The sequence below is a fragment of the Variovorax sp. NFACC27 genome (genome assembly GCF_048301545.1).
Lineage (GTDB): Bacteria > Pseudomonadota > Gammaproteobacteria > Burkholderiales > Burkholderiaceae_C > Variovorax > Variovorax gossypii.
On the sequence record NZ_CP157613.1, the window covers coordinates 7770095 to 7791666 of the forward strand.

Below are 21572 nucleotides of genomic sequence, written 5' to 3' on the forward strand. Positions count from 1 at the left end.
GCGACACGAAGTGCGCAAAGCCTGGGGGCGAGCCCTATCTCGGAAGCGACTCCACCTCGCGGGTCCAGCGGTCGATGATGCGCTTGCGCTCGGCCGCCTTGCCGTACTTCTCGAAGTCGTACTTGATGAGCTTCACGTCGGCCATCGACGGGATGCGCGGGTCGGGCTTGAAGGTCTTGTTGGCCGGCGACTGCAGGCTGCCCGACTTGCCGCCGATGGCCTGCCCCGCGGGGCTCATCAGCCAGTCGTAGTAGCGCTTCGCGTTCTCCTTGTTGCGCGCGCCCTTCACGAGCGCGATGCCGCCGATCTCGTAGCCCGTGCCCTCGCAGGGCGCGGCGGTCTTCACCGGAAATTTGTCGTAGCGCCAGCGCTCGAAGCCGAAGATGAAGCTCACGCCGATGGCGACCTCGCCCTTGGCCACGTTGGGCGCCTGCGCCTGGCCGCTGCGGGTGTAGCTGGTGACGTTGCGGTGCAGCTTCTTCAGGTACTCGAAGGCCTCCTCCTCGCCCATCTGCTGCACCAGGCCCGCGATGATGGTGTAGGCCGTGCCGCTGGTGGCGGGGTGCGAGATCTCGATCTCGCCCTTGTATTCGGGCTTGACGAGGTCGGCCCAGCACTTCGGCTCGTGCAGCTTCTTCTTTTTCAGCACGTCGGTGTTGAAGCCGAAGCCGATGGCGCTGGTGTAGAAGCCGCCCACCATGTTCTGCGACAGCGCGTACTGGCGCACGGCCCAGTCGTGCAGGTCGTTGATGTAGGCCGGGCGGTAGGGCTCGAGCAGGCCCTGCTCGGCCGCCTGCAGGAACGGGTCGCCGGTGCCGCCCCACCAGATGTCGGTCTTGGGGTTGGCGGCCTCGGCGCGCAGCTGGGCGCCGATCTCGCCGGTGCCCTTGTGGGCCTGCTGCACCTTGATGCCGGTCTCGCGCGTGAAGGCCGCGGCCGCCGCCTCGCACCAGCCGGCGTCGGTGCTGCACAGCGCGTTGACGGTGCCTTGCGCCGATGCGTTCGGCGCCACAAGAAGGAATGCCGTGGCAATGCCTGCGGCGGCGGCGATGTGCCGGATGGCGAATTGGCGCATGGGCGGATCTCCTCGTTGTCGTTGTTGGAAGACGCAGGATAGCGCCGCTCTTCAGCGCGCGGCCAGCAGCGGCGGCAGGTGCTCGGCAAGCCAGTCGCTCACCACGCGCGTCTTCAGCGGAAGGTATCGGCTGCGCAAACGGATCACGTTGAGCGCGAAGCCGAAGGGCCGGGGCTCGTCGAACACGCGCACCAGCGTGCCGGCGGCGAGCGCATCAGCCGCGAGCCATGCCGGCAGGCGGGCGAGGCCCATGCCGCCGACGGCGGCTTCGAGCAGCACCTCGGCGCTGTCGCAGCGCAACCGAGACGGCGGCGTCAGTTCGACGAGGCGGCCTTCCGCGTCATGGAAGCGCCAGGACGAAACCTGGCCGTCGCGCGCGTAGAGCACGGCCTCGTGTTCCTTCAGTTCGTCGACGCCCGAAGGATGCCCGTGGGCCGCAAGGTAGCCGGGCGAGGCGCACAGCGCCATCCACTGCATGCCGACCGGCCGCGCGACCAGCTCCGCGCTGTCGGCGAGTTCGCCGCTGCGGATGGCGAGGTCGAGCCCCTCCTCGACGAGATCGACGCGCCGGTCGTTGAACGAGAGTTCGAGCGACAGCTGCGGATGCCTGCGCGCCAGCGCCAGCAGCAGCGGCCCGACCTTCAGCCGGCCCAGCATCGCCGGCATGCTCAGCCGCACGAGGCCCGAGGCGGTGCTGCGCGCCACGTCGGCCACGGCCTCGGCAGCGTCGAGCTCGGCCAGCGCGCGGCGGCAGCGCTCGTAGTAGCCGTGGCCTTCCTCCGTGAGGCTCTGGCTGCGCGTGGTGCGCAGGAAGAGCCGCGTGTCCAGCCGCGCCTCGAGCCGCGCGATGCTCTTGGCGACGGCCGAGCGAGTGACGTGCAGGCGCTGCGCGGCCAGCGCGAAGCTGCCCGCCTCCACTGCGGCGACGAATTCCTCTATGCCTTGAAGGCGCTGGCTCATTGGATACTTTCAGGCACCATTTGGAAGAAAATTATCCATCACCGGATAGCTTTCATCGTCAATAGCATGACGGCTCCTTGTCTTTCCCTGGAGTTCTCTCATGCAAGAAGAAACAGAAGCAGAAGCCCGAACGCTGCGCCGCTGGCAGCTTCCCAGGCTGGGCCGCGCTCATCTCGAACAGGCCGAAGCCCCCTTGCCCGTGCCGGGCGCGAACCAGATCCTCGTGAAGGTCGGCGCGGTGTCGCTCAACTACCGCGACCTGCTGATGACGCGCGACGGCATGGGCATGGCGCTCGAACTGCCCTTCGTGCCCGGCTCCGACATGGCCGGCACCGTGGCGGCCGCAGGCCCCGGCGTGACGCGCTTCGCCGTGGGCGATCGCGTCGTCAACACCTTCTGGGGTGGCTGGATCGACAGCCACTGGCACGCCGGCACCACGCTGCTCGGCGGCCCAGGGCCCGGCATGCTGGCCTCGCACGTGCTGATCGATGCCGACTGGGCCGTGGCGGCGCCAGCGACGCTGAGCCTGGCCGAAGCCAGCACGCTGCCGTGCGCGGGCCTCACCGCGTGGTTCGCGCTGGCCGAGACCGGCGCGCTGCGCGCGGGCGAGACGGTGCTGATCCACGGCACCGGCGGTGTCGCGCTCTTCGGCCTGCAGATCGCGCGGCTGCACGGCGCGCGGGTCATCGTGGTCACGGGCGGCGACGAGGCCAAGCGCGCGCGGGCTCTTGCGCTCGGCGCCACGCACGTGCTCTCGCGCGACGGCGACTGGCCCGCCGAAGTGCGGCGCCTCACGCAGGGACGCGGCGCCGACCACGTGCTCGAACTCGCGAGCGGCCCCAACCTCGACCGCTCGCTTCAGGCCGTGAAGCAGGGCGGACGCGTGTCGATCATCGGCATGCTCGAGGGCGAGACGCTGAGCGCGTCGTTCTACGCGATGGTGCTGGGCCGCGTGACGGTACAGGGCATCGGCGTGGGACATCGCCGCGCGCTGGAAGACCTCGTGCGCGCCGTCGATGCGAATGCGCTCAAGCCGGTGATCGCCGCGCGATACGACTTCGACGCGCTGCCCGATGCGCTCGACCACCTGGAGCGCGGCGCGTTCGGAAAGATCGTCGTGACCCTGTAAAAGATCACGAAACGCGCTGGTGCCGCAGATGCAACGCAGTTGCGGCAATGCACAAAAGCCGCGCCATCCGTGAACAGGTTCCGTTAGTGCCAACGACTTGCTCGACGCCCTCTATTTGCGTTCCTAGAATCCGGCCGCGCATCGCTTCGCGGCCTGCGCGCCTTCTCAACTTCAGGATGGAGCGTTATGGAACACAGTACCTATAAAAAGTGGTCTGCCGAGTTCATTGGTACTTTCTGGCTCACGCTCGGAGGCTGCGGAAGCGCAGTCCTGGCGGCGGCCTTTCCAAATGTCGGCATCGGCCTGCTCGGCGTCTCGCTGGCCTTCGGTCTCACGGTGGTGACGGGGGCGTATGCACTGGGCCCGATCTCGGGCGGGCACTTCAATCCGGCAGTGTCCATCGGCCTCGCGGCCGCGGGCCGCTTCAAGGCCTCGCAGCTCGCGGGCTACATCGTGGCCCAGGTGCTCGGCGCCATCGCCGCGGCGGGCATTCTCTATCTCATCGCCACCGGCAAGCCGGGCGCGGACATCGGCGGCTTCGCCACCAATGGCTATGGCGAGCACTCGCCCGGCAAGTACGGCATGACGGCCGCGCTGCTGTGCGAAGTGGTGATGACGGCCGTGTTCCTGATCGTGATCCTCGGCACCACCGCCAAGCGCGCGGCCGGCGGCTTCGCGGGCCTCGCGATCGGCCTGTGCCTCACGCTGATCCACCTGATCTCGATCCCGGTGACCAACACCTCGGTCAACCCGGCGCGCAGCACGGGCCCGGCCCTGTTCGGGCCGTCCTATGCGGTGTCGGAACTGTGGCTCTTCTGGGTGGCGCCCATCGCGGGCGCGATCATCGGCGCGGTGATCTACCGCGCGCTGCTGAGCAACGGCAGCGACGACTGAGCCTCGCCGCCGCCGTCGCATTCACTGACGGCGGGAACCGAAACGCAGCGGCCTCAGCTGCCGCTGCCCGACTTCACCATCGGCAGCGAAGTCGATTGCCCGATCGCCTCGGTGCCGCTCGGGTGCGAGGCCGCATAGGCGCCGGCCTGGATGTCGGACACCGGCGTCGTCGAATTCATCGCGGGCGCGCTCGTCGACTGGCCGATGGCTTCGGTGGTCGTCGGGCGTGCGGCAGCCATCGCGCCGGCCTGCACTTCAGGCTTTTCGGGCGAGTTCATCTGCAGCGGGTGGAAGTCCGAGCCATCGGTGGTTTCAGCCGATGCATTGACGGCGCCCATGGCTGCCAGCGCAGCAAAGGAACCGACGGCGAGAAGCTTGAAGGAAGTGCGCATGGTGTGTTCTCCTGATTGCAGGTTGTCCCCGGTCTCGAGCCATCGAGCGAACTGCGCGTGGCAGGACCTGAGTGCACTCTAGGCACGCAGACTGAGTTGGATGTGAGCGAAGAGTTAGGCGCGAGTGAGCGGCGCGCTTTTTCCTGAAACTTTGGACCGCACCTGCCTCATGCGCCGATGCGCTCGCTCCAGCTAGGCAGCAGGCACCGCAGGCAGATGCACCCGCGCCATCAGCCCCGGCCCGTCGGTGCGATTGCGCAGCTCGATGCGCAGGCCGTGCCGCTCCGCCGCCGTGCGCGCGATCGCGAGCCCCAGCCCGCTGCCGCCTGCAGCCGCACCGGGCACGCGGAAGAAGCGGTCGAACACGCGGCCGATGGCGGCCTGCGGAATGCCGGGGCCGTTGTCGAGCACGTCGACCACCGCGTGGCCCTCGAACTCGTGCAGCCTCACGTCGACCACGCCGCCTTCGGGCGCATAGCGCAGCGCGTTGTCGATGAGGTTGTCGAACACGCTGCGCAGCTCCGCCGCCGGCGCGAACACCACGGCGGCGATGCCGCCTTCGAAGCCGATGTCCACGCGCCGCGCGTCGGCCAGCACCATCAGCTGGCTCACGCTGTCGCGCAGCAGCACCTCGATGTCGACGCGCTCGCTCGCGTTGCCCACGCGCGGCGCGTCCTGCCTGGAGAGATGCAGCAGCTGCTCGATGAGGTGCTGCGCGCGGGTCACGCCAGCCTCGAGCTGGTTGAAGCGCTCGGTGGCCTCGCCGGCCGGCACGTGCGCGCGCAGGTTCTCGATCTGCAGACCGATGGCGGCCATCGGAGTGCGCAGCTCGTGGGCCGCGTCCTGCACGAAGCGCCGCTGCGTGGCGAAGGCGCTGCGCACGCGCGACAGCAGGTTGTTGAAGGCGCCCACCAGAGGCGCGATCTCGTCGGGCACGCGCGCGAGCGAGAGTTCGGTGGGGCTGCGCTCGTCCTGCGAGGCCACGTCGCGCGCTACCGCGCGCAGCGAGCGCGAGGCGGCCGACACGATGATCCACAGGATCAGCAGCGCCAGCGGCAGCAGCAGCGTGATCGGCAGGCCTTCGAGCAATGCGCGGCGCAGGGCGCGGCGGCGGCGGTAGTCCTCGTTCTGCAGCACCTGCACGCGCGGCTGGTCGGCGCGCGTGCCTGGCTCGGCGGTGAACACGCGCCAGGCGGAGCCCGAATGCGTGCCGGTGTTCACGTCGCTGAAGCCGGGCCGGGCCTGCAGGGGCACCGTGAGCACCGGCCACGAGGTGGCGCGCAGCGTGGCGCCGTCGGGGCTCCATATCTGCACGATGAAGGCGCCGCGCGAGAAGGCGGCCTCGCCGTCCATCGGATGCGGCAGCTTCTGCGGGTCGCTGCCCGCGTACGACTCGGCCACGAGGCGCATCTGGTCGTCCAGCGCGTTGTGCACCAGGTTGCCGTACGCCACGAAAGAGAACCACGCCGTGAGCACGGCCGCGCCCAGATGCAGCGTGATGAGCCAGAACAGCAGCTGCGTGCGCAGCGAGCGCGGCCGCCACCAGCGGCCCGTGCCGCGCGAAGTCCCGTTCATTGGCAGTTCAGTCCGGCAGCCTGTTCGCGGAACACCGCGGAGCCGGCTTTGCCGGGCCACCGGTGTTGCCCCCGGCAGGGGGTTGGCGAAGCGACACGAAGTGCGCGAAGACTGGGGGCGGGCATCATCATGCGGCTACGCGCCACCCAAGCCCGCGCACGTTGCGGATCGCGTCGGCGCCGAGCTTGCGGCGCATGCCGTGGATCAGCACGTCGATCGCGTTGCTGGTGACTTCCTCGCCCCAGCCGTAGATGCGGTTCTCGAGCTGCTCGCGCGAAAGAATGGCGCCGGGCCGCTCCAGCAGCGCGTGCAGCAGCGCGAACTCGCGCGCGGTGAGCGCCTCGCGCGCGCCGTTGACCACCACCTCGCGCGTGGTGAGGTCGAGCTGCAGCGCGCCGCTGCCCACCAGCGAATGCGCCGCGCCGTCGCGGCGGCGCACCACGGCGCGCATGCGCGCGAGCAGCTCGCGGAATTCGAAGGGCTTGAGCAGGTAGTCGTCGGCGCCGAGGTCGAGGCTGTGGATGCGGTCGTCGAGGCCGTCGCGCGCGGTGAGCACCAGCACCGGGGTGGCGTCGCCGCGTTCGCGGGCGCGGCGCAGCACTTCGGTGCCGTCCTGCTTGGGCAGGCCCAGGTCGAGCAGCACGCAGGTATAGCCGCCGTCGCCCAGCGCGCTCTGCGCCAGCTCGCCGTCGCGCACCCAGTCCGCGGACCAGCCCGCGCCCTCGAGCGCCTGCTTCAGGCTGCGCCCGATCATTTCATCGTCTTCCACCAACAGCACGCGCATCGCGGCACTCCTTCGGCCGCAAGGTAGCACGCGACCGGGATGATCGGAAGAGCCTGCGCCGTGGCGCAGAGTAGGTACGAATACTTAGCGCACGCTTAGGCGGCGGGCGTGCCGAAGGGGCATGGCGGGGTCGGTCAGGCCATGCGCACGGCATGGCGCTCGCCCTCGCCGTCCGAGCAGAAGGCGAGCAGGTCGAGGGCCTCCTTCTCCACGCCGGCGCGATCCGCCTTCGACCAGCGCGTGAACGCCTCCAGCACCACGGTGGCGGCGCCGTTCTTCGCGCGCTCGATCTTCCAGACGCCCGCCACGAAGCCGTCGAGCAGCACCGTGCCGCGCACGATGCCGTTGACGGTGAACACGCGGGCGCGGTGCGACTCGCTCAGCACACGGCTGCGGTCGGCGTGGGAGAGCAGCAGGTTGTCCCACTCGGCCACCAGGCGCGGCGGCGCGGGCGTGTCGGGATTGGGGCGCGGCGCCCGGGGCAGGTCGAAGAACTCCTGGCCGTCTTCACCCGCGAACACGCGCAACCGGGGCCGCAGGCGCTCGGCAACCGCCTTCCAGCCGGTGAGGCCCGACCATGCGCCGGCATCGGCCAGCGTTGCGGGTCCGAAGGCGGCGAGGTAGCGCAGAAGCAGGTCGTCCTGCGTGGCCGGGGGAGCGTCCGCGGCTTCCCCGAGCCAGTCGCCCAAAGGCTGCAGCACCGCGTTCTGATGCGAGTTCCAGGTACCGGCAGGCGGCAGGTGCACGAGCGGCAGGTTGTTGCGGATCAGTGCGGCGAGCGAAGCGGGCTCCCTGCCCGTCCACTGTAGGCCCAGCGCCTGTCCGAGCTCCGCGCCGGTGCGCGGCTTCTCGTCGAGCAGCGCACGCCCCGCCGCGACTACCGCTGCGCGATCGAGCCCCTCGAGTTCCTTCTTGTGGTTGCTGCTCAGCAGCCCTCGCTGATGCACGGGCTCCAGCAGCGGACGCCAGGCCAGCGCGTCCTGCGCGGTCATCAGGTGCAGGGTGGCGCGCAGGGTCGACATTCGCACGATGCGGCGCTTGCGCAGGGCCTCGGTGAGCTGTTCGCGCCGGAAGCCTTCGATGCGGCTCCAGAGGCCGACGTAGGGCGGATTGGGCGCCTGCGCCTGCAACCCCGCCAGCCGCTCGACGGCCTGCGTCGCAGTGAGCCTGCGCCTCTCCAGCAGCATCTGCCGCGCCAGCGTGGCGCGGTTCAGCGCGCGCAGGCTCAGAACTTCTCGTGCGGCGCCAGGTATCGCCATTGGCCCACGGGCAGGTTGCCGAGCATCACGCGGCCGATGCGCACGCGCTTCAGGCCGACCACCTTCAGGCCGACCAGCTCGCACATGCGGCGGATCTGGCGCTTCTTGCCTTCGGTGAGCACGAAGCGCAGCTGCTCGGGGTTCTGCCAGTCGACGCGCGCCGGCTTCAGCGCCTGGCCGTCGAGGCTCAGGCCGTGGCGCAGCTTCGCGAGCATGGCCTTCGGAAAGACCGCCTGCACGTTGGTGGTGACGGGATCGTCGTCGTCCAGGCGCACCAGCTGGCCGGTGGGCGCGGGCTGGCCCAGGCCGTGGTAGGCGACGCGCACCAGGTATTCCTTCTCCATCGTCGAGTCCTCGCCGATGAGCTGGCGCGCGATGCGGCCGTCCTGCGTCATCACCAGCAGGCCGGTGGAGTCGATGTCGAGTCGTCCGCACGGCGCGAGACCACGAAGCTGCCCCGGGCTGAAGAAGAAGCGCGCGTTGTCGTCGGCCCAGCGGTTCTGCGGCGTGAAGAGCTTGACCGCCGGATCGTGCCCGTCCTCGGCCTGCCCGCTCACGTAGCCGATGGGCTTGTTGATGAGGATGGTGACCTGGTTCGCCTGCTGCCCCTTGGCGGCCTTGTCGACCTCGATGCGGTCGGAGGGCGTGACCTTCACGCCCATCTCCGCCGGCTTGCCGTTGACCTTCACCCAGCCGTTGGCGATCCATTCGTCGGCTTCGCGGCGCGAGCACAGCTTGAGCTCGGCCATGCGCTTGTTCAGGCGCACGGCATCGGTGGGGGAAGTGGAGGGCTCTGTCATCTCGGGCTTGATCAATGGGCGGCACCGATGCTATCCTGAACCCAGACGCGAGTTGATCGCGTCCTTTTTGGGGGATTCCCAAGTGAGCACACGCAAGTACCAGTACGCCATCGTCATCGGGCGTTTCCAGCCCGTTCATTTCGGACATCAACGACTCATCGAGGAAGGCCTCCGCGCCGCCGAGAGGGTCATCGTCGTGGTCGGCTCCGACCGGCAGCCACGCAGCGTCAAGAACCCCTTCACCTTCGACGAACGCGAACGCATGGTGCGCGCCTGCCTGCGCGGCACCGAGCAGATGCGCGTGAGCGTGGTCGGCGTGGGCGACTCGCCCTACAACGACCAGATCTGGATCGCGTCGATCCAGTCGGCGGTCGAGCGGCTCATTCAACAGGACGGCCATGCGCCCGCCAAGGCAAAGGTGGCGCTGGTGGGGCACCTGAAGGACTCGTCGAGCTACTACCTCAAGCTCTTCCCGCACTGGGAGTTCGTCGGCCAGAACAGCGTGGAAAGCCTCAACGCCACCGACGTGCGCAGCCTCTACTTCGACGCCGAGAACCGCGGCCAGCTCGCGCGCGCCGACCTGCCCGACGGCACCGCGGCCTTTCTCGACCAGTTCACCCGCACGGCCGACTACGCCGAGCTCTGCGAGGAGCGCGCCTTCCTCGCCGACTACCGCGACAAGTACCGCTATGCCGGCAGCGAGTTTCCGCCGATCTACACCACGGTCGATGCCGTGGTCGTCGAGGCCGGCCACATCCTGCTGGTGCAGCGCAAGTTCCATCCCGGCAAGGGCACGTGGGCGCTGCCCGGCGGCTTCGTCGGCCAGCACGAGCGGCTGCAGGACGCGGCCATCCGCGAGCTGAAGGAAGAAACGCGCCTGAAGGTGCCGGTGCCCGTGCTCAACGGCAGCATGAAGGCCAGCCACGTGTTCGACGCGCCCGACCGCTCGCAGCGCGGCCGCACCATCACGCACGGCTTCTTCTTCGAGCTGGCGCACAACCAGTGGACGGGCCTGTCGGAGGTGCGCGCCGACGACGATGCGGCCGAGGTGCGCTGGGTGCCGATCGCCGAGTTCCTCGACATGCAGGAACGCATCTACGAAGACCACTTCTTCATCGCGAATCATTTTTTGGGTGGCCTGGGCAAGAACTGAACCAGGCTTTGTCAGCAAGAACGGCCCCGGTTGACGGGGCCAACGTGAAAGGAGCTTTCACATGAACCGCAATCTCGCCTCCACGCCCCTGGGCAACAACCTGCTGCTGCGCACCGACTCCTACAAGGTGTCGCACTGGATGCAGTACCCGCCCGGCACGCAGACGGTGTACAGCTACATCGAGTCTCGCGGCGGCATCTTCAGTCATTCCCTCTTCTTCGGGCTGCAGGCCTACCTGCGCGAGTACCTGCAGACGCCGGTGACGCGCGACGACGTGGAAGAGGCCGCCGCGCTCATGGCCGTGCACGGCGAGCCCTTCAACCGCGAGGGCTGGCTGCGGCTGGTCGAGAAGCACGGCGGGCTGATGCCGGTGCGCATCCGCGCCGTGCCCGAGGGCAGCGTGACGCCGGTGCACAACGTGCTCGCGACCATCGAGAACACCGACCCCGAGTTCTTCTGGGTCACGAGCTTCCTCGAGACCGAGCTGCTGCGCGCCGTCTGGTACCCCACCACGGTCGCCACGCTCTCGGCCGCCGCGCGCACCACGCTGCTGCGCTACCTGGAAGCGACCTGCGACGATCCACAGGGGCAGATCGCCTTCAGGCTGCACGACTTCGGCGCGCGCGGCGTGTCGAGCCTCGAATCGGCCGCGCTCGGCGGCATGGCGCACCTGGTGAACTTCATGGGCACCGACACGCTGGCCGCGCTGGTGGCCGCGCGGCGGTACTACGACTGCGACGTGGCGGGCTTCTCGATTCCCGCGGCCGAGCACAGCACCATCACCGGCTGGGGCCGCGACCACGAGGCCGATGCCTACGGCAACATGGTCGACCAGTTCGGCAAGCCCGGCGCGACCTTCGCCGTGGTGAGCGACAGCTACGACATCTTCAATGCCTGCGCCCGCATCTGGGGCGAGGAGCTGAAGGCGAAGGTGGTGGCCTCGGGCGCCACGCTGGTGGTGCGGCCCGACTCGGGCGACCCAGCCGAGACCACGCTGAAGGTGGCGCAGATACTGGCCAGCCGCTTCGGCACCACGACCAACGCCAAGGGATTCCGCGTGCTGAACAACGTGCGCATCATCCAGGGCGACGGCGTGAACCTCGATTCGTTGCGGCTGTGCCTGTCGAACTTCTTCCACAACGGCTTCTCGACGGAGAACATCTCCTTCGGCATGGGCGGCGGTCTGCTGCAGCAGGTCAATCGCGACACCATGCAGTGGGCGATGAAGTGCTCGGCCATGCAGGTGAACGGCCAGTGGCGCGACGTGTACAAGTCGCCGGTGGGCGACGCGGGCAAGGCCTCCAAGAAGGGGCGGCTCGCGCTGGTGCGCGACGCGCGCGGGGAAGTGAGCAGCCTGCGCGAAGACGCCCTGGCCGACGGGCAGCTCGACCTGCTGCGCACCGTGTTCGAGAACGGGCGCATCGTCGAGAGCACCACCTTCGATGCTGTCCGCGAACGCGCGGCGGCGGGCGTGGGCCAGTTGGTGATGGCGCGCGCGCCGCTCTGAGGCGCGGGCGGCCTCCCGGGGCGCCCGGCCGCCCCGGGCCATGGGCGCTTTCGTGCGCGGACGGTACTGCCACATGCCATCGCCATAATCCGCCCAGACCGCCGAACCCATGACCAAACTCCTGATCCTCAGCGTGAGCGCCGGCAACGGCCACGTGCGTGCAGCACAGGCGCTTGCCGCCACCGCCCAGTCCCTCGCCCCGCCCTGCACGGCGGTCCACATCGACGCGATGGCCCACGTGGCCGCCGGCTTCCGCAAGGTCTACACCGACTGGTACATCCAGCTCGTCAACCGCGCGCCCGAGCTGTGGTCGTACCTGCACCAGCGCACCGACGTCACGCCGCACCACGCGCCCTCGCAGCGCCTGCGCCGCGGCATCGAGCGGCTGAGCACCGGCGCGCTGTTGCGCGAGATCCGCCGCGAGAAGCCCGACGCCGTGATCTGCACCCACTTCCTGCCGGCCGAGCTGCTGATGCGCGAGCGCAACCGCGGCCGCATCGACTACCCCGTGTGGCTGCAGATAACCGACTACGACCTGCACAACATGTGGCTGGTGCCGGGCATGACGGGCTACCTCGCGGCGACGGAAGAAGTCGCCTTCCGCCTGCGGGCGCGCGGCATTCCGCCCGAGCGCATCCACGTCACCGGCATTCCGGTGATGCCCGCGTTCTCCGAGCCCGATGCGCCCGCGCTGGCGCGCGATGCCTGCGTGGCGGGCCTCGGCCTCGATCCTTCGCGCCCGGTGCTGCTGATGGTGTCGGGCGGCGCCGGCGTCGGTGACCTGCCGAGCATGGTCGAGCGCGTGCTCGGCATGGGCGGGCCCGACGGCAAGCCGAACGACTTCCAGGTGATCGCCGTCGCAGGCCGCAATGCGGAGGCGCACGGCAAGCTGGAAGCGCTGGCCAAGCGGCACCTGGGCCGCGTGGCCGCCATCGGCTTCACCAACGAGATGCACAGGATGATGGCCGCGTCCGACCTGGTGGTGACCAAGCCCGGCGGCCTCACGGTGTCGGAGTGCCTGGCGCTGGGCAAGCCGATGCTGCTGATCTCGCCCATTCCGGGGCAGGAAGAGCACAACGCCGGCTTCCTGATGGAGGAAGGCGCGGCCTGGCTCGCCTACGACGCCATCGGGCTCGACTACAAGGTGGCGCGCCTGATGGCCGACCCCGCCAAGCTCGCGAGCATGGCCACGCGCAGCCGCGCGCTGGGCAAGCCACAGGCTGCACGCTCCGTGCTTCGACACGTACTGGGTACCGCGGCATGAGCGGCGCAGTCGAAAAGACGAGCGTGGCGCGCACGCTCGGGTACCTCGCCTGGGTCATCGTCATGGCCTTCTTCTTCGCCAATGCCGAGATCCAGATCGAGGGCGGCGCCGGCTGGGCCACGTCGCTGCCGACCTGGCGCATCGAGAACAGCATCTGGCTCGACATCTTCTGGGGCGGCCGCGCAATGACGGGCTACCACGCCTGGGTGTTCACCTTCATGGCGCTGGTGTTCTTCTCGCCGCTGGCCTTCAACGGGCGTTGGACCTGGCGCGACGTGGGGTTGGCCGTGGCGGGCCTCATCGTGTTCTGGGTGTGCGAGGACTTCACCTGGTTCCTCATCAACCCGGCCTTCGGCTGGGAGCGCTTCAACCCGGTGGACGCGTTCTGGCACAAGCACTGGATCTGGGGCGCGCCCGTCGACTACTGGGGCGGGCTCGCAGTGGCGGCGATCATCCTGGTGACGCGGCACTGGCGGCGCAAGGACAGCCGATGAGCAGCAGCAGAAGACGCAAGGAAGGCCGGCAGGAGCACATCGCCGAGGCACCGCGCCCCGGCCACTGGGCCGATCCGCTGGACGCGCTCGGCGTCGAGAACCTGCACCGCATCACGCCCACGCTGTACCGCAGCGCGCAGCCCCGGCGCGCCAACCTCGCCGCGCTGCAATCGCTGGGCATCCGCACCGTGGTGAGCCTGCGCTCGTTCAACGACGACCGCGAGGTGTTCGCCGGCAGCGGCATCCGGCTGGTGCGCGTGCCGATCAACACCTGGTCCATCGACGACGCCAAGGTGCTGCGCGCGCTGCACGCCATCCGCGCGGCCGAGAGGCAGGGCCCGGTGCTCATCCACTGCATGCACGGCGCCGACCGCACCGGCGTGGTCGCGGCGGTGTACCGCATGGCGATGCAGGAATGGGACAAGGAGAGCGCGCGCCACGAGATGCTGCGCGGCGGCTACGGCTATCACACGCTGTGGCGCAACATCCCGCGCTACATCGAGCGGCTCGACCCGGCGAAGATGCGGCACGCGCTGGCTGCGGACCATTCCACGCCGCCGCCGCAGGTGTCCTGAAGGCGCCAGCAGCCGGCGGACCTCGCTCCTATACTGGCCGCCCCGTGGCCACGGGCCATCCCCGAACCTTCATCAAGAGGTACTTCCATGGCACTGCAGATCCGCTCCCTCATCCGTTCCAGCGGCGAACTCGAACTCTCGCTGCATGACGACCCCATTCCCGAACCGCAGGCCCACGAGGTGGTGATCCGCGTCGAGGCCTCGCCGCTCAATCCGTCGGACCTGGGCCTGCTGTTCGGCGCGGCCGACATGAGCACGGCCAAGGCATCCGGCACCGCCGAGCGCCCCGTCGTCACAGCCACCGTGCCCGAGCGCGCGCTTCCCGCCATGAAGGCGCGGCTCGACCAGTCGATGCCGGTGGGCAACGAAGGCGCGGGCGTGGTGGTGAAGGCCGGCTCGTCGCCGGCCGCCCAGGCGCTGCTCGGCAAGACCGTGGCGGCCATCGGCGGCGCGATGTATTCACAGTACCGCTGCCTCGCCGCGGCCCAGTGCCTGGAGCTGCCGGCGGGCACGACGGCAGCCGAGGGCGCGTCGTGCTTCGTCAACCCGCTCACCTCCCTCAGCATGGTCGAGACCATGCGCATGGAAGGCCACAAGGCGCTGGTGCACACGGCCGCCGCGTCCAACCTCGGCCAGATGCTCAACAAGATCTGCCAGAAGGACGGCATCGCCCTCGTCAACATCGTGCGCAAGCAGGAGCAGGAAGACCTGCTGCGCGGCCTGGGCGCCAAGTACGTGTGCAACGCGACCTCGCCCACCTTCCTCGAGGACCTGACGCAGGCCCTGGTCGAGACCGGCGCCACGCTGGCCTTCGACGCCACCGGCGGCGGCAAGCTCGCGGGGCAGATCCTCGGCTGCATGGAAGCGGCCCTCAACCGCACCGCCAAGGAATACAGCCGCTACGGCTCGACCACGCACAAGCAGGTCTACATCTACGGCGGCCTCGACCGCTCTCCCACCGAGTTCGTGCGCAACTTCGGCATGGCCTGGGGCATGGGCGGATGGCTGCTGTTCCCGTTCCTGCAGAAGCTGGGCGACGCGGGCACGCAGCGCCTGAGGGCGCGCGTCGTCGCCGAGCTGAAGACGACCTTCGCGAGCCACTACACGCGCGAGGTGTCGCTGGTGGAGATGCTGCAGCTCGATGCGATCGGGGTGTATGGCAAGCAGGCTACGGGGGAGAAGTTCTTGCTGAATCCGAGCAAGGGCGTCGCGGCCTGAAAAAAAGGGCGGCCCTCGCGGACCGCCCTTCCAGGGCCATCAGCTCTTCACGAGCATGGCCATTTCACTCGCAGGTGCCACTGCATAGTGGTCGAACTGCATCGTGTACTGCGCACGGCCCGAAGACAGCGCGCGCAGGTTGCCGATGTAGCCGAACATTTCCTTCAGCGGCACATGCGCGTCGATGACCGCGGCATTGCCGCGCATCGATTGGCCGCGAACCATGCCGCGCCGCCGGTTCAGGTCGCCGATGCAATCGCCGAGGTAGTCGGCGGGCGTGATGACTTCCACAGCCATCACCGGCTCCAGCATCTGCGGCGCGGCTTTCGCGGCCGCCTCACGGAACGCCGCGGCTGCGGCCAGTTCGAACGCCATCGCCGACGAATCGCGCTCATGGTGGCTGCCGTCCACCAGCGTGGCCATGAAGTCCACGCAGGGGAAACCTGCCACCACACCCGATTGCGCGGCACGGCGGATGCCGGCCTCGACCGCGGGAATGAATTCACGCGGAATGGCGCCACCCACCACCTGACTCTCGAACACGATGCCTTCACCTCGCGCCAGCGGCGCAAGGCACAGCCTCAGCTCGGCGAACTGACCGGGACCGCCGGTCTGCTTCCTGTGCACATGGTGCACCTCCGTTTCTCTCGATACCGTTTCTCGATAGGCGACCTGGGGCCGGCCCACCGACACTTCGACGCCGTACTTCGCGCGCAGCTTCTCGATGGAAACGTCGAGCTGCAGCTCGCCCATGCCCGACAGGATCGTCTGGCCCGATTCGGCGTCCTGCCGCAGCTGCAGGCTCGGGTCTTCCCGAAGCATGGCCTGCAGCGCCTTCGACAGAGCCTGCTGGTCGGCTTGCGCCTTCGGCTCGATCGCGACGTGGATCACCGGCTCGGGCACGCTGATCTCCTCCAGATGCACCGGATGATTCCGGTCGCACAGCGTGTGGCCGGTCAGCGTGTCCTTCAATCCGACGATGGCCGCGATGTCGCCGGCCACGAGCTCGTCGCGCTCGATGCGGTCGTCCGCATGCACCTCGTACAGCCGTGCCGCGCGTTCGGTGCGGCCCGTCGCGGCATTCAGCATCGTGTCGCCACGCTCGAGCTTGCCGCTGTAGACACGCACGAACACCATCGAGCCGTGGTCGTCGCTGGCGACCTTGAACGCGAGCGCCGCGAACGGTGCCTGCGGATCGCAGGTCATCGCCACTTCGCCCGGCCTTGGCAGCCAGTCGACGATCGCGTCGAGCAGCGGTTCCACGCCACGGTTGCGGTACGCCGAGCCGGCCAGCACGGGCACGAAGGCACTGGCCAGCACACCCTTGCGGATGCACGCACGCAGCACCTCGGCCGACGGTTCCTCACCGTTCAGATAGGCGACCATCGCCGCCTCGTCCTGTTCGACCGCGATCTCCACGAGCCGCGCGCGATGACGCTGCGCCGAAGCGAGCATCCCGGCCGGCACGTCGGCCATGCGATACGGTTGTCTCGCATCGTCCTTGTCCCAGACGAGCGCACGCATGCCGACCAGGTCGATCACGCCGCGGAAGTCGCCTTCCGAGCCGATGGGCAGCTGCACGGGCAGGGCCTTCACGCCCAGGCGTTCTTCCATCATCGCGACGACGCGCAGGAAATCCGCACCGAGTCGGTCGAGCTTGTTCACGAAGGCGATGCGCGGCACGCGGTACCTGTCCGCGAGGCGCCAGTTCGTCTCGGTCTGCGGCTCCACGCCGGCCACGCCGTCGAACACGACGACCGCACCGTCGAGCACACGCAACGAGCGGTTCACCTCGATGTTGAAGTCGATGTGGCCGGGCGTGTCGATCAGGTTGATCTGCACCGCGTTCCAGTGGACCGTGATGGCCGCGCTGCTGATGGTGATGCCGCGCTTCTGTTCCTGCGGATCGAAGTCCATGCGGGCCGTGCCCTGGCTGACGTCGCCGATGCGATGGCTCTCGCCGGCATAGAACAGGATGCGCTCGGTGGTCGTGGTCTTGCCCGCGTCGACGTGGGCAATGATGCCGATGTTGCGGAGGTTTCTGGGTTTCGGGTTCATGACGAATCTTTCTTGTCTTCTTGTCGAAGCACGCATTGCGACGCTGTGCTTCGAAGGCCTGGTTGGCATGCGCCAGCCCCAGGCAGGAAAAATTCCCCTGAAGGGGGCTAGCGACGAACGGTGTCGTGCTGGGTAGCGATGCGGCGGCCGGAGCCCGGGCGCACGGTGTCCACGCTCCGGCGGAGGCGAATCGTGGCGATCAGCTTGTCGTAGGTACGCATGGCGTCTTGAGGATGAAAGAGCAAAAAACAAAACCCCGGAGGGACGAGCCTGCCGGGGTTTTCTTCAATACCGGAAGGCACACCGCCTTCCGAACGCGATCGAGGGCGATGTCAGGTGGCGATGAACGCCTCGATGGCTTGAGTGAATTTCATGGTGGGCGGGATTGTGGGGATCTCTGTTAACAAACGCAAGCACCGCGATGCGCGGTGTTGGCCGGAAGTCACGGTAATCAATATGCGGCCTGCATCAAGTCCTGCAAGCCCTAGACCACCAGCCGATACCCCACGGCCGTTTCCGTGAGCAGGTGCCTCGGCTGCGCCGGATCGGCCTCCAGCTTCTGCCTCAGGTGCCCCATGTAGATCCGCAGGTAGTGGCTCTGGTCGGTATACGACGGACCCCACACCTCGCGCAGCAGCTGTCGTTGCGTCAGCACGCGCCCCGCGTTCGCGACCAGCACCGACAGCAGCCGGTACTCGGTCGGTGTGAGGTGCACCTCGACGCCTGCGCGGCGCACGAGGCGCGCTGCGCGGTCGAGTTCGATCTCACCGAAGCGGAACAGCGCCTCGGGCGCTTCGTCGACGGTGCCGCCCGTGGCGCGCGGGCGGCGCAGGTTGGCGCGCACACGGGCCAGCAGTTCGCCGGTGCCGAAGGGCTTGGTGAGGTAGTCGTCGGCGCCGGCGTCGAGCGCGGCGATCTTGTCGGCCTCGTCGGTGCGTGCCGACAGCACGATGATCGGCACGGCCGACCAGCCGCGCACGTCACGAATCAGCGAAACGCCGTCGCCGTCGGGCAGCCCGAGGTCGAGCACGAGCAGGTCGGGCTGGCGCGTGCCCGCAGCCGCGAGTCCGTCGCGCAGCGTGCCGGCCTCGTGCACCGTCCAGCCCTCGGCCTCGAGCGCGCCGCGCACGAAGCGACGGATCTGCGGCTCGTCTTCGATCACGATGGCGGTAGGCGATGGCATGGGGTCAGATCTGGGCTTCGGCGGGTTCGGGCGGCTCGCGGCGCGGCAGCGTGACCGTGAATTCTGCACCGCCGTCGCGCGCATTTTCCGCAGTGATCTCGCCGCCGTGCGCGCTCACCACGGCCTTGCAGATCGCAAGGCCCAGGCCCACGCCCGGCGTGGCGGACTCGGCCTCGCCGCGCGTGAACTTGTCGAAGAGCTTCTGCTCGTGCCCGAGCAGCGCTGCCGGGAGACCTGGGCCGTGGTCGCGCACAGTCAGCACCAGCGCGCCGGGCTCCGCACGCGCGCCGACCACGATGGGCGGTGCGCCGTACTTGGTGGCGTTCTCCAGCAGGTTGACCAGCACGCGCTCGATGAGCACCGCGTCGAACTCGACGAGCGGCAGCTCGGGGTCGAGCGCGGTCTGCACCACTGTGCTGCCCAGCGAAGTACGCGCCGCGCGGATGGCCGAGCCCACCACCTCCTCCACCGACTGCCAGTCACGCCGCAGGTTCACCGCGCCGCCGGCGATGCCGCTCTCGAGCCGCGCCATGTCGAGCAGGTTGCTCACCAGCGCATGCAGCTCGTGCGCCTGCGCCACGATGGCACGCGCGGCGTTGGCGTGCTCCCCGGGCGGCAATGTCTGCAGCGATTCGGCCAGCGCGATGAGCGCCGTGAGCGGCGTGCGCACGTCGTGCGAGATGGCGCCCAGCAACGCGTTGCGCAGCCGTTCCGACTCCATCTCGACCACCGCCTGCTGCGCCACTTCGACATAGTGCACCCGCTCCAGCGCGATGGCGATCTGCCGCGCCAGCGTGTCGAGCTGCTGCGCCTGTTCAGGAATGAGCAGCCAGCGCGGCTGCGCGGGCGACAGCGCCAGCACGCCGCGCACGCGCATCGGCGCCTGCAGCGGCACGTAGTGCCAGGGCTGGGCCGCCAGCGTGGCGGTCGCGAGGCCGGCGCTCTGGCCGTGGCGGAAGGCCCAATCGGCAACCTGGGGATCGAAGCCTTGCGGCGGATCGGCAGGCATCACCAGCTGGTCGGAGGCGTCGGTCACCAGCACCAGCGCATCGCCGCCGAAGTGGCCCCGCACGGCGGCGGTGCCGAGCGTGACCACCTGCGAAGCCTCGAGCGCCGCCGACAGCTCGCGCGTGAGCTCGAACAGCGATCGCGCGCGCCGCTCGCGACTGGTCGACACGCCCGCCGCGAAGCGCAGGCCGGCCGTGAGCTGCCCCACCAGCAGGCCGACGCCGAGCATGATCGCGAAGGTCAGCACGTACTGCACGTCGCTCACCGCGAACGACAGGCGCGGCGGCACGAAGAAGTAGTCGAAGGCCGCGACGTTGAGCAAGGCCGCAAGCGCCGAAGGCCCGCGCCCGAAGCGCAGCGCCACGCCCACCACGCCGAGCAGGAACAGCATGACGATGTTCGACAGCTCCAGCACGCTGGCCAGCGGCGTGCACACCAGCGTGAGCGCGACGCTCGTGGCCGTGGCCCATGCGTAGGCCGGCCAGTGGATGGGCGCCTTCTCGTGGTCGTCGCTGTCGATGCGCGCCCCTTGCAGCGACGCGCGCGACAGGCGGCGCGAGCTGTCGGCGGGCGCGACCTCCATGATGTCGAGCGTCGGCGCGCGTTGTGCCAGCGCGCGCGACAACGGCTGCGCCCCCGCAGGCCACCAGCGGCGCCAGCCGGTCTCGGGCTGCGAGCGGCCCAGCACCAGCGTCGCGCAATTGAGCCGCCTCGCCTGCTCGGCCAGTTGCTCCGCCACGTCGGAGCCGGTGAGCACGGCGGTGGCCGCGCCCAGCTCTTCCGCCAGCTTGAGCACCGCGAGGATGCGGTCGCGTTCCGCGGCGGCCAGTCGCTGAAGCCGGGGCGTCTCGACGTACACCGCATGCCAGCGCACGTTGAGCTGCCCGGCCAGGCGAGCCGCGGTGCGCACGGTCTGCGCCGCGCCTTCGTGCGGGCCGACGCAAGCGAGGATCGCGCCCGAGGTGTTCCAGGCCTGCAGGCCCCGGCCGTTGCCGCCCGCGCCCGACTGCTCGACGCGCCAGCCGCGCACGTCGTCTTCCACGTGCTCGGCGGTGCGGCGCAGCGCGATCTCGCGCAACGCGATCAGGTTGCCCTTGCGGAAGAAGTTCTGCGCCGCGCGCTCGGCCTGCTGCGGCAGGTAGACCTTGCCGGCCGCGAGCCGCGCGGTGAGCTCGTCGGGCGTGACGTCGACCAGCACCACCTCGTCGGCCTCGTCGAGCACGGTGTCGGGCACGGTCTCGTGCACGCGCACGCCGGTGATCGCGCCGACCGTGCCGTTGAGGCTTTCAAGATGCTGGACGTTGAGCGCCGACCACACCTCGATGCCCGCGGCCAGAAGCTCCTGCACGTCCTGCCAGCGCTTGGCATGACGCGAACCGGGAGCGTTGGTGTGGGCCAGTTCGTCGACCAGCAGCACGGCGGGCTTGCGGGCCAGCGCGGCGTCGAGGTCGAACTCGGCCAGGGTGCGGCCGCGATGGTCCAGCTCGCGCAGCGGCAGCGCCTCGAGCCCCGCGAGCAGCGCGGCGGTCTCGCTTCGGCCGTGGGTCTCGACCACGCCGATCAGCACGTCGCGCCCGGCTGCGCGTTCGCGCTGCGCGGCGCTGAGCATGGCCCAGGTCTTGCCGACGCCCGCGCTGGCGCCGAAGTAGATGCGCAGCTTGCCGCGCTGGGCACGCGCCTCGTCGCTGCGCAGCTGCGCGAGCAGCGCGTCGGGGTCGGGGCGGAGCACTTCGTTCATCGGCGGAAGGAGGTTAGCGCATCGGACGGTCCTTGCGGCGGCCCGCGTGGCGACCTGCGTGGCGCCGCGCCGTGCGCGACAGCACCCACCAGGCGAAGCCCAGCGGCACGAACAGCGCCGCCATGGCCAGCAGCGCAAGAAGCAGGTCAGTGACCATGGCGCAGGCCGCAGCGCGCGAGGTGCTCGCGCCAGCTCACGAGCCGGCCGATCTCACCCGATGGCACGCACTCGATCAGCCGGTGCAGCACGTCGGCATAGCGGCCGAGCGGCAGGCGGATCATCAGGCGCACACAGGGCGCGTCGCTCTCCTGAGAGCTGCAGGCATGCAGCAGCGGCTCGCAGCGCACCACGCCGGCCTCGGGGCAGCCGGCGATGCTGCGGCGCACGCGCAGGGCGTCGGCGCAGCACACGGTGACGTCGAGCACGTAGAACGGGCTGCTGCCGGTGTTCATGGGAGCGTGCGTTCTCGGCACGCCGGGGTGTTCTCGGTAGGCGGCATAGGCCAT

General features: G+C 69.4%; 20 protein-coding genes. 8 read left to right on the plus strand and 12 right to left on the minus strand.

Going from position 1 to position 21572, the window contains the following annotated elements; all coding sequences use genetic code 11:
- Positions 1 to 34: 34 nt before the first annotated feature.
- Entirely contained in the window at positions 35 to 1075 is a 1041-nt protein-coding gene (locus ABL840_RS36480) for an ABC transporter substrate-binding protein (protein ID WP_093307339.1), read from the minus strand.
- A 51-nt stretch (positions 1076 to 1126) separates the two neighbouring features.
- Positions 1127 to 2035 carry a LysR family transcriptional regulator gene (locus ABL840_RS36485; RefSeq protein WP_093307340.1) on the minus strand — a complete coding sequence of 303 codons (909 nt, stop codon included), beginning with the start codon at positions 2033 to 2035 and terminating at the stop codon, positions 1127 to 1129.
- A gap of 100 nt (positions 2036 to 2135) precedes the next feature.
- Between ABL840_RS36485 and ABL840_RS36490 the strand changes: the two genes are divergently transcribed.
- Complete coding sequence (locus tag ABL840_RS36490) at positions 2136 to 3164, plus strand: zinc-dependent alcohol dehydrogenase family protein (RefSeq protein WP_093307341.1); 1029 nt, start codon at positions 2136 to 2138, stop codon at positions 3162 to 3164.
- 186 nt (positions 3165 to 3350) lie between these two features.
- A complete protein-coding gene (gene aqpZ / locus ABL840_RS36495) occupies positions 3351 to 4058 on the plus strand; it encodes an aquaporin Z (protein WP_093307342.1) in 708 nt (235 codons plus the stop codon).
- Between the two features lie 53 nt (positions 4059 to 4111).
- On the opposite strand, the gene ABL840_RS36500 is transcribed toward aqpZ, so the two are convergent.
- From ABL840_RS36500 to ABL840_RS36520, 5 genes are all read right to left on the minus strand, one after another.
- Positions 4112 to 4450 carry a hypothetical protein gene (locus ABL840_RS36500; RefSeq protein WP_093307343.1) on the minus strand — a complete coding sequence of 113 codons (339 nt, stop codon included), beginning with the start codon at positions 4448 to 4450 and terminating at the stop codon, positions 4112 to 4114.
- Between the two features lie 192 nt (positions 4451 to 4642).
- Positions 4643 to 6025 (minus strand): sensor histidine kinase, encoded by a 1383-nt coding sequence (locus ABL840_RS36505; protein WP_093307344.1) that lies wholly within the window; start codon positions 6023 to 6025, stop codon positions 4643 to 4645.
- Positions 6026 to 6152: 127 nt separating this feature from the next.
- Positions 6153 to 6809: a response regulator transcription factor gene (locus ABL840_RS36510; RefSeq protein ID WP_019657727.1), complete on the minus strand. Its 657-nt coding sequence runs from the start codon at positions 6807 to 6809 to the stop codon at positions 6153 to 6155.
- A 134-nt stretch (positions 6810 to 6943) separates the two neighbouring features.
- Positions 6944 to 8068: a winged helix DNA-binding domain-containing protein gene (locus tag ABL840_RS36515; RefSeq protein ID WP_093307345.1), complete on the minus strand. Its 1125-nt coding sequence runs from the start codon at positions 8066 to 8068 to the stop codon at positions 6944 to 6946.
- Complete coding sequence (locus tag ABL840_RS36520; RefSeq protein WP_093208515.1) at positions 8035 to 8868, minus strand: pseudouridine synthase; 834 nt, start codon at positions 8866 to 8868, stop codon at positions 8035 to 8037. Before ABL840_RS36520 ends, ABL840_RS36515 begins: the two co-directional genes overlap by 34 nt.
- An 82-nt stretch (positions 8869 to 8950) precedes the next feature.
- Between ABL840_RS36520 and ABL840_RS36525 the strand changes: the two genes are divergently transcribed.
- The 6 genes from ABL840_RS36525 (at position 8951) to ABL840_RS36550 (ending at position 15079) form a co-directional block, all read left to right on the plus strand.
- Complete coding sequence (locus ABL840_RS36525) at positions 8951 to 10021, plus strand: bifunctional nicotinamide-nucleotide adenylyltransferase/Nudix hydroxylase (protein WP_093307346.1); 1071 nt, start codon at positions 8951 to 8953, stop codon at positions 10019 to 10021.
- A gap of 61 nt (positions 10022 to 10082) precedes the next feature.
- On the plus strand, positions 10083 to 11528 hold the full coding sequence (locus tag ABL840_RS36530) for a nicotinate phosphoribosyltransferase (protein ID WP_093307347.1): 1446 nt from the start codon (positions 10083 to 10085) through the stop codon (positions 11526 to 11528).
- 109 nt (positions 11529 to 11637) lie between these two features.
- Positions 11638 to 12792, plus strand: a complete 1155-nt coding sequence (locus ABL840_RS36535; RefSeq protein ID WP_093307348.1) for an MGDG synthase family glycosyltransferase — start codon at positions 11638 to 11640, stop codon at positions 12790 to 12792.
- On the plus strand, positions 12789 to 13286 hold the full coding sequence (locus tag ABL840_RS36540) for a hypothetical protein (protein ID WP_093307349.1): 498 nt from the start codon (positions 12789 to 12791) through the stop codon (positions 13284 to 13286). Before ABL840_RS36535 ends, ABL840_RS36540 begins: the two co-directional genes overlap by 4 nt.
- Positions 13283 to 13861, plus strand: a complete 579-nt coding sequence (locus ABL840_RS36545; protein WP_093208273.1) for a dual specificity protein phosphatase family protein — start codon at positions 13283 to 13285, stop codon at positions 13859 to 13861. Before ABL840_RS36540 ends, ABL840_RS36545 begins: the two co-directional genes overlap by 4 nt.
- 87 nt (positions 13862 to 13948) lie before the next feature.
- The gene (locus tag ABL840_RS36550; RefSeq protein WP_093307350.1) at positions 13949 to 15079 is read left to right on the plus strand and encodes a zinc-binding dehydrogenase; all 1131 of its coding nucleotides are present in this window, start codon (positions 13949 to 13951) and stop codon (positions 15077 to 15079) included.
- 39 nt (positions 15080 to 15118) lie between these two features.
- Here ABL840_RS36550 and fusA read toward each other — a convergent pair whose 3' ends face one another.
- The 5 genes from fusA to ABL840_RS36575 all read right to left on the minus strand — a co-directional run bounded on the left by fusA (position 15119) and on the right by ABL840_RS36575 (position 21572).
- On the minus strand, positions 15119 to 17137 hold the full coding sequence (gene fusA, locus ABL840_RS36555; RefSeq protein ID WP_093307351.1) for an elongation factor G: 2019 nt from the start codon (positions 17135 to 17137) through the stop codon (positions 15119 to 15121).
- A gap of 484 nt (positions 17138 to 17621) precedes the next feature.
- Entirely contained in the window at positions 17622 to 18320 is a 699-nt protein-coding gene (gene kdpE / locus ABL840_RS36560; RefSeq protein WP_093208265.1) for a two-component system response regulator KdpE, read from the minus strand.
- Between the two features lie 4 nt (positions 18321 to 18324).
- Positions 18325 to 21066 carry a DUF4118 domain-containing protein gene (locus ABL840_RS36565; RefSeq protein ID WP_093307352.1) on the minus strand — a complete coding sequence of 914 codons (2742 nt, stop codon included), beginning with the start codon at positions 21064 to 21066 and terminating at the stop codon, positions 18325 to 18327.
- A 13-nt stretch (positions 21067 to 21079) separates the two neighbouring features.
- Positions 21080 to 21223, minus strand: a complete 144-nt coding sequence (locus tag ABL840_RS36570; RefSeq protein ID WP_176947647.1) for a hypothetical protein — start codon at positions 21221 to 21223, stop codon at positions 21080 to 21082.
- Entirely contained in the window at positions 21213 to 21572 is a 360-nt protein-coding gene (locus tag ABL840_RS36575) for a hypothetical protein (protein ID WP_093307353.1), read from the minus strand. Before ABL840_RS36575 ends, ABL840_RS36570 begins: the two co-directional genes overlap by 11 nt.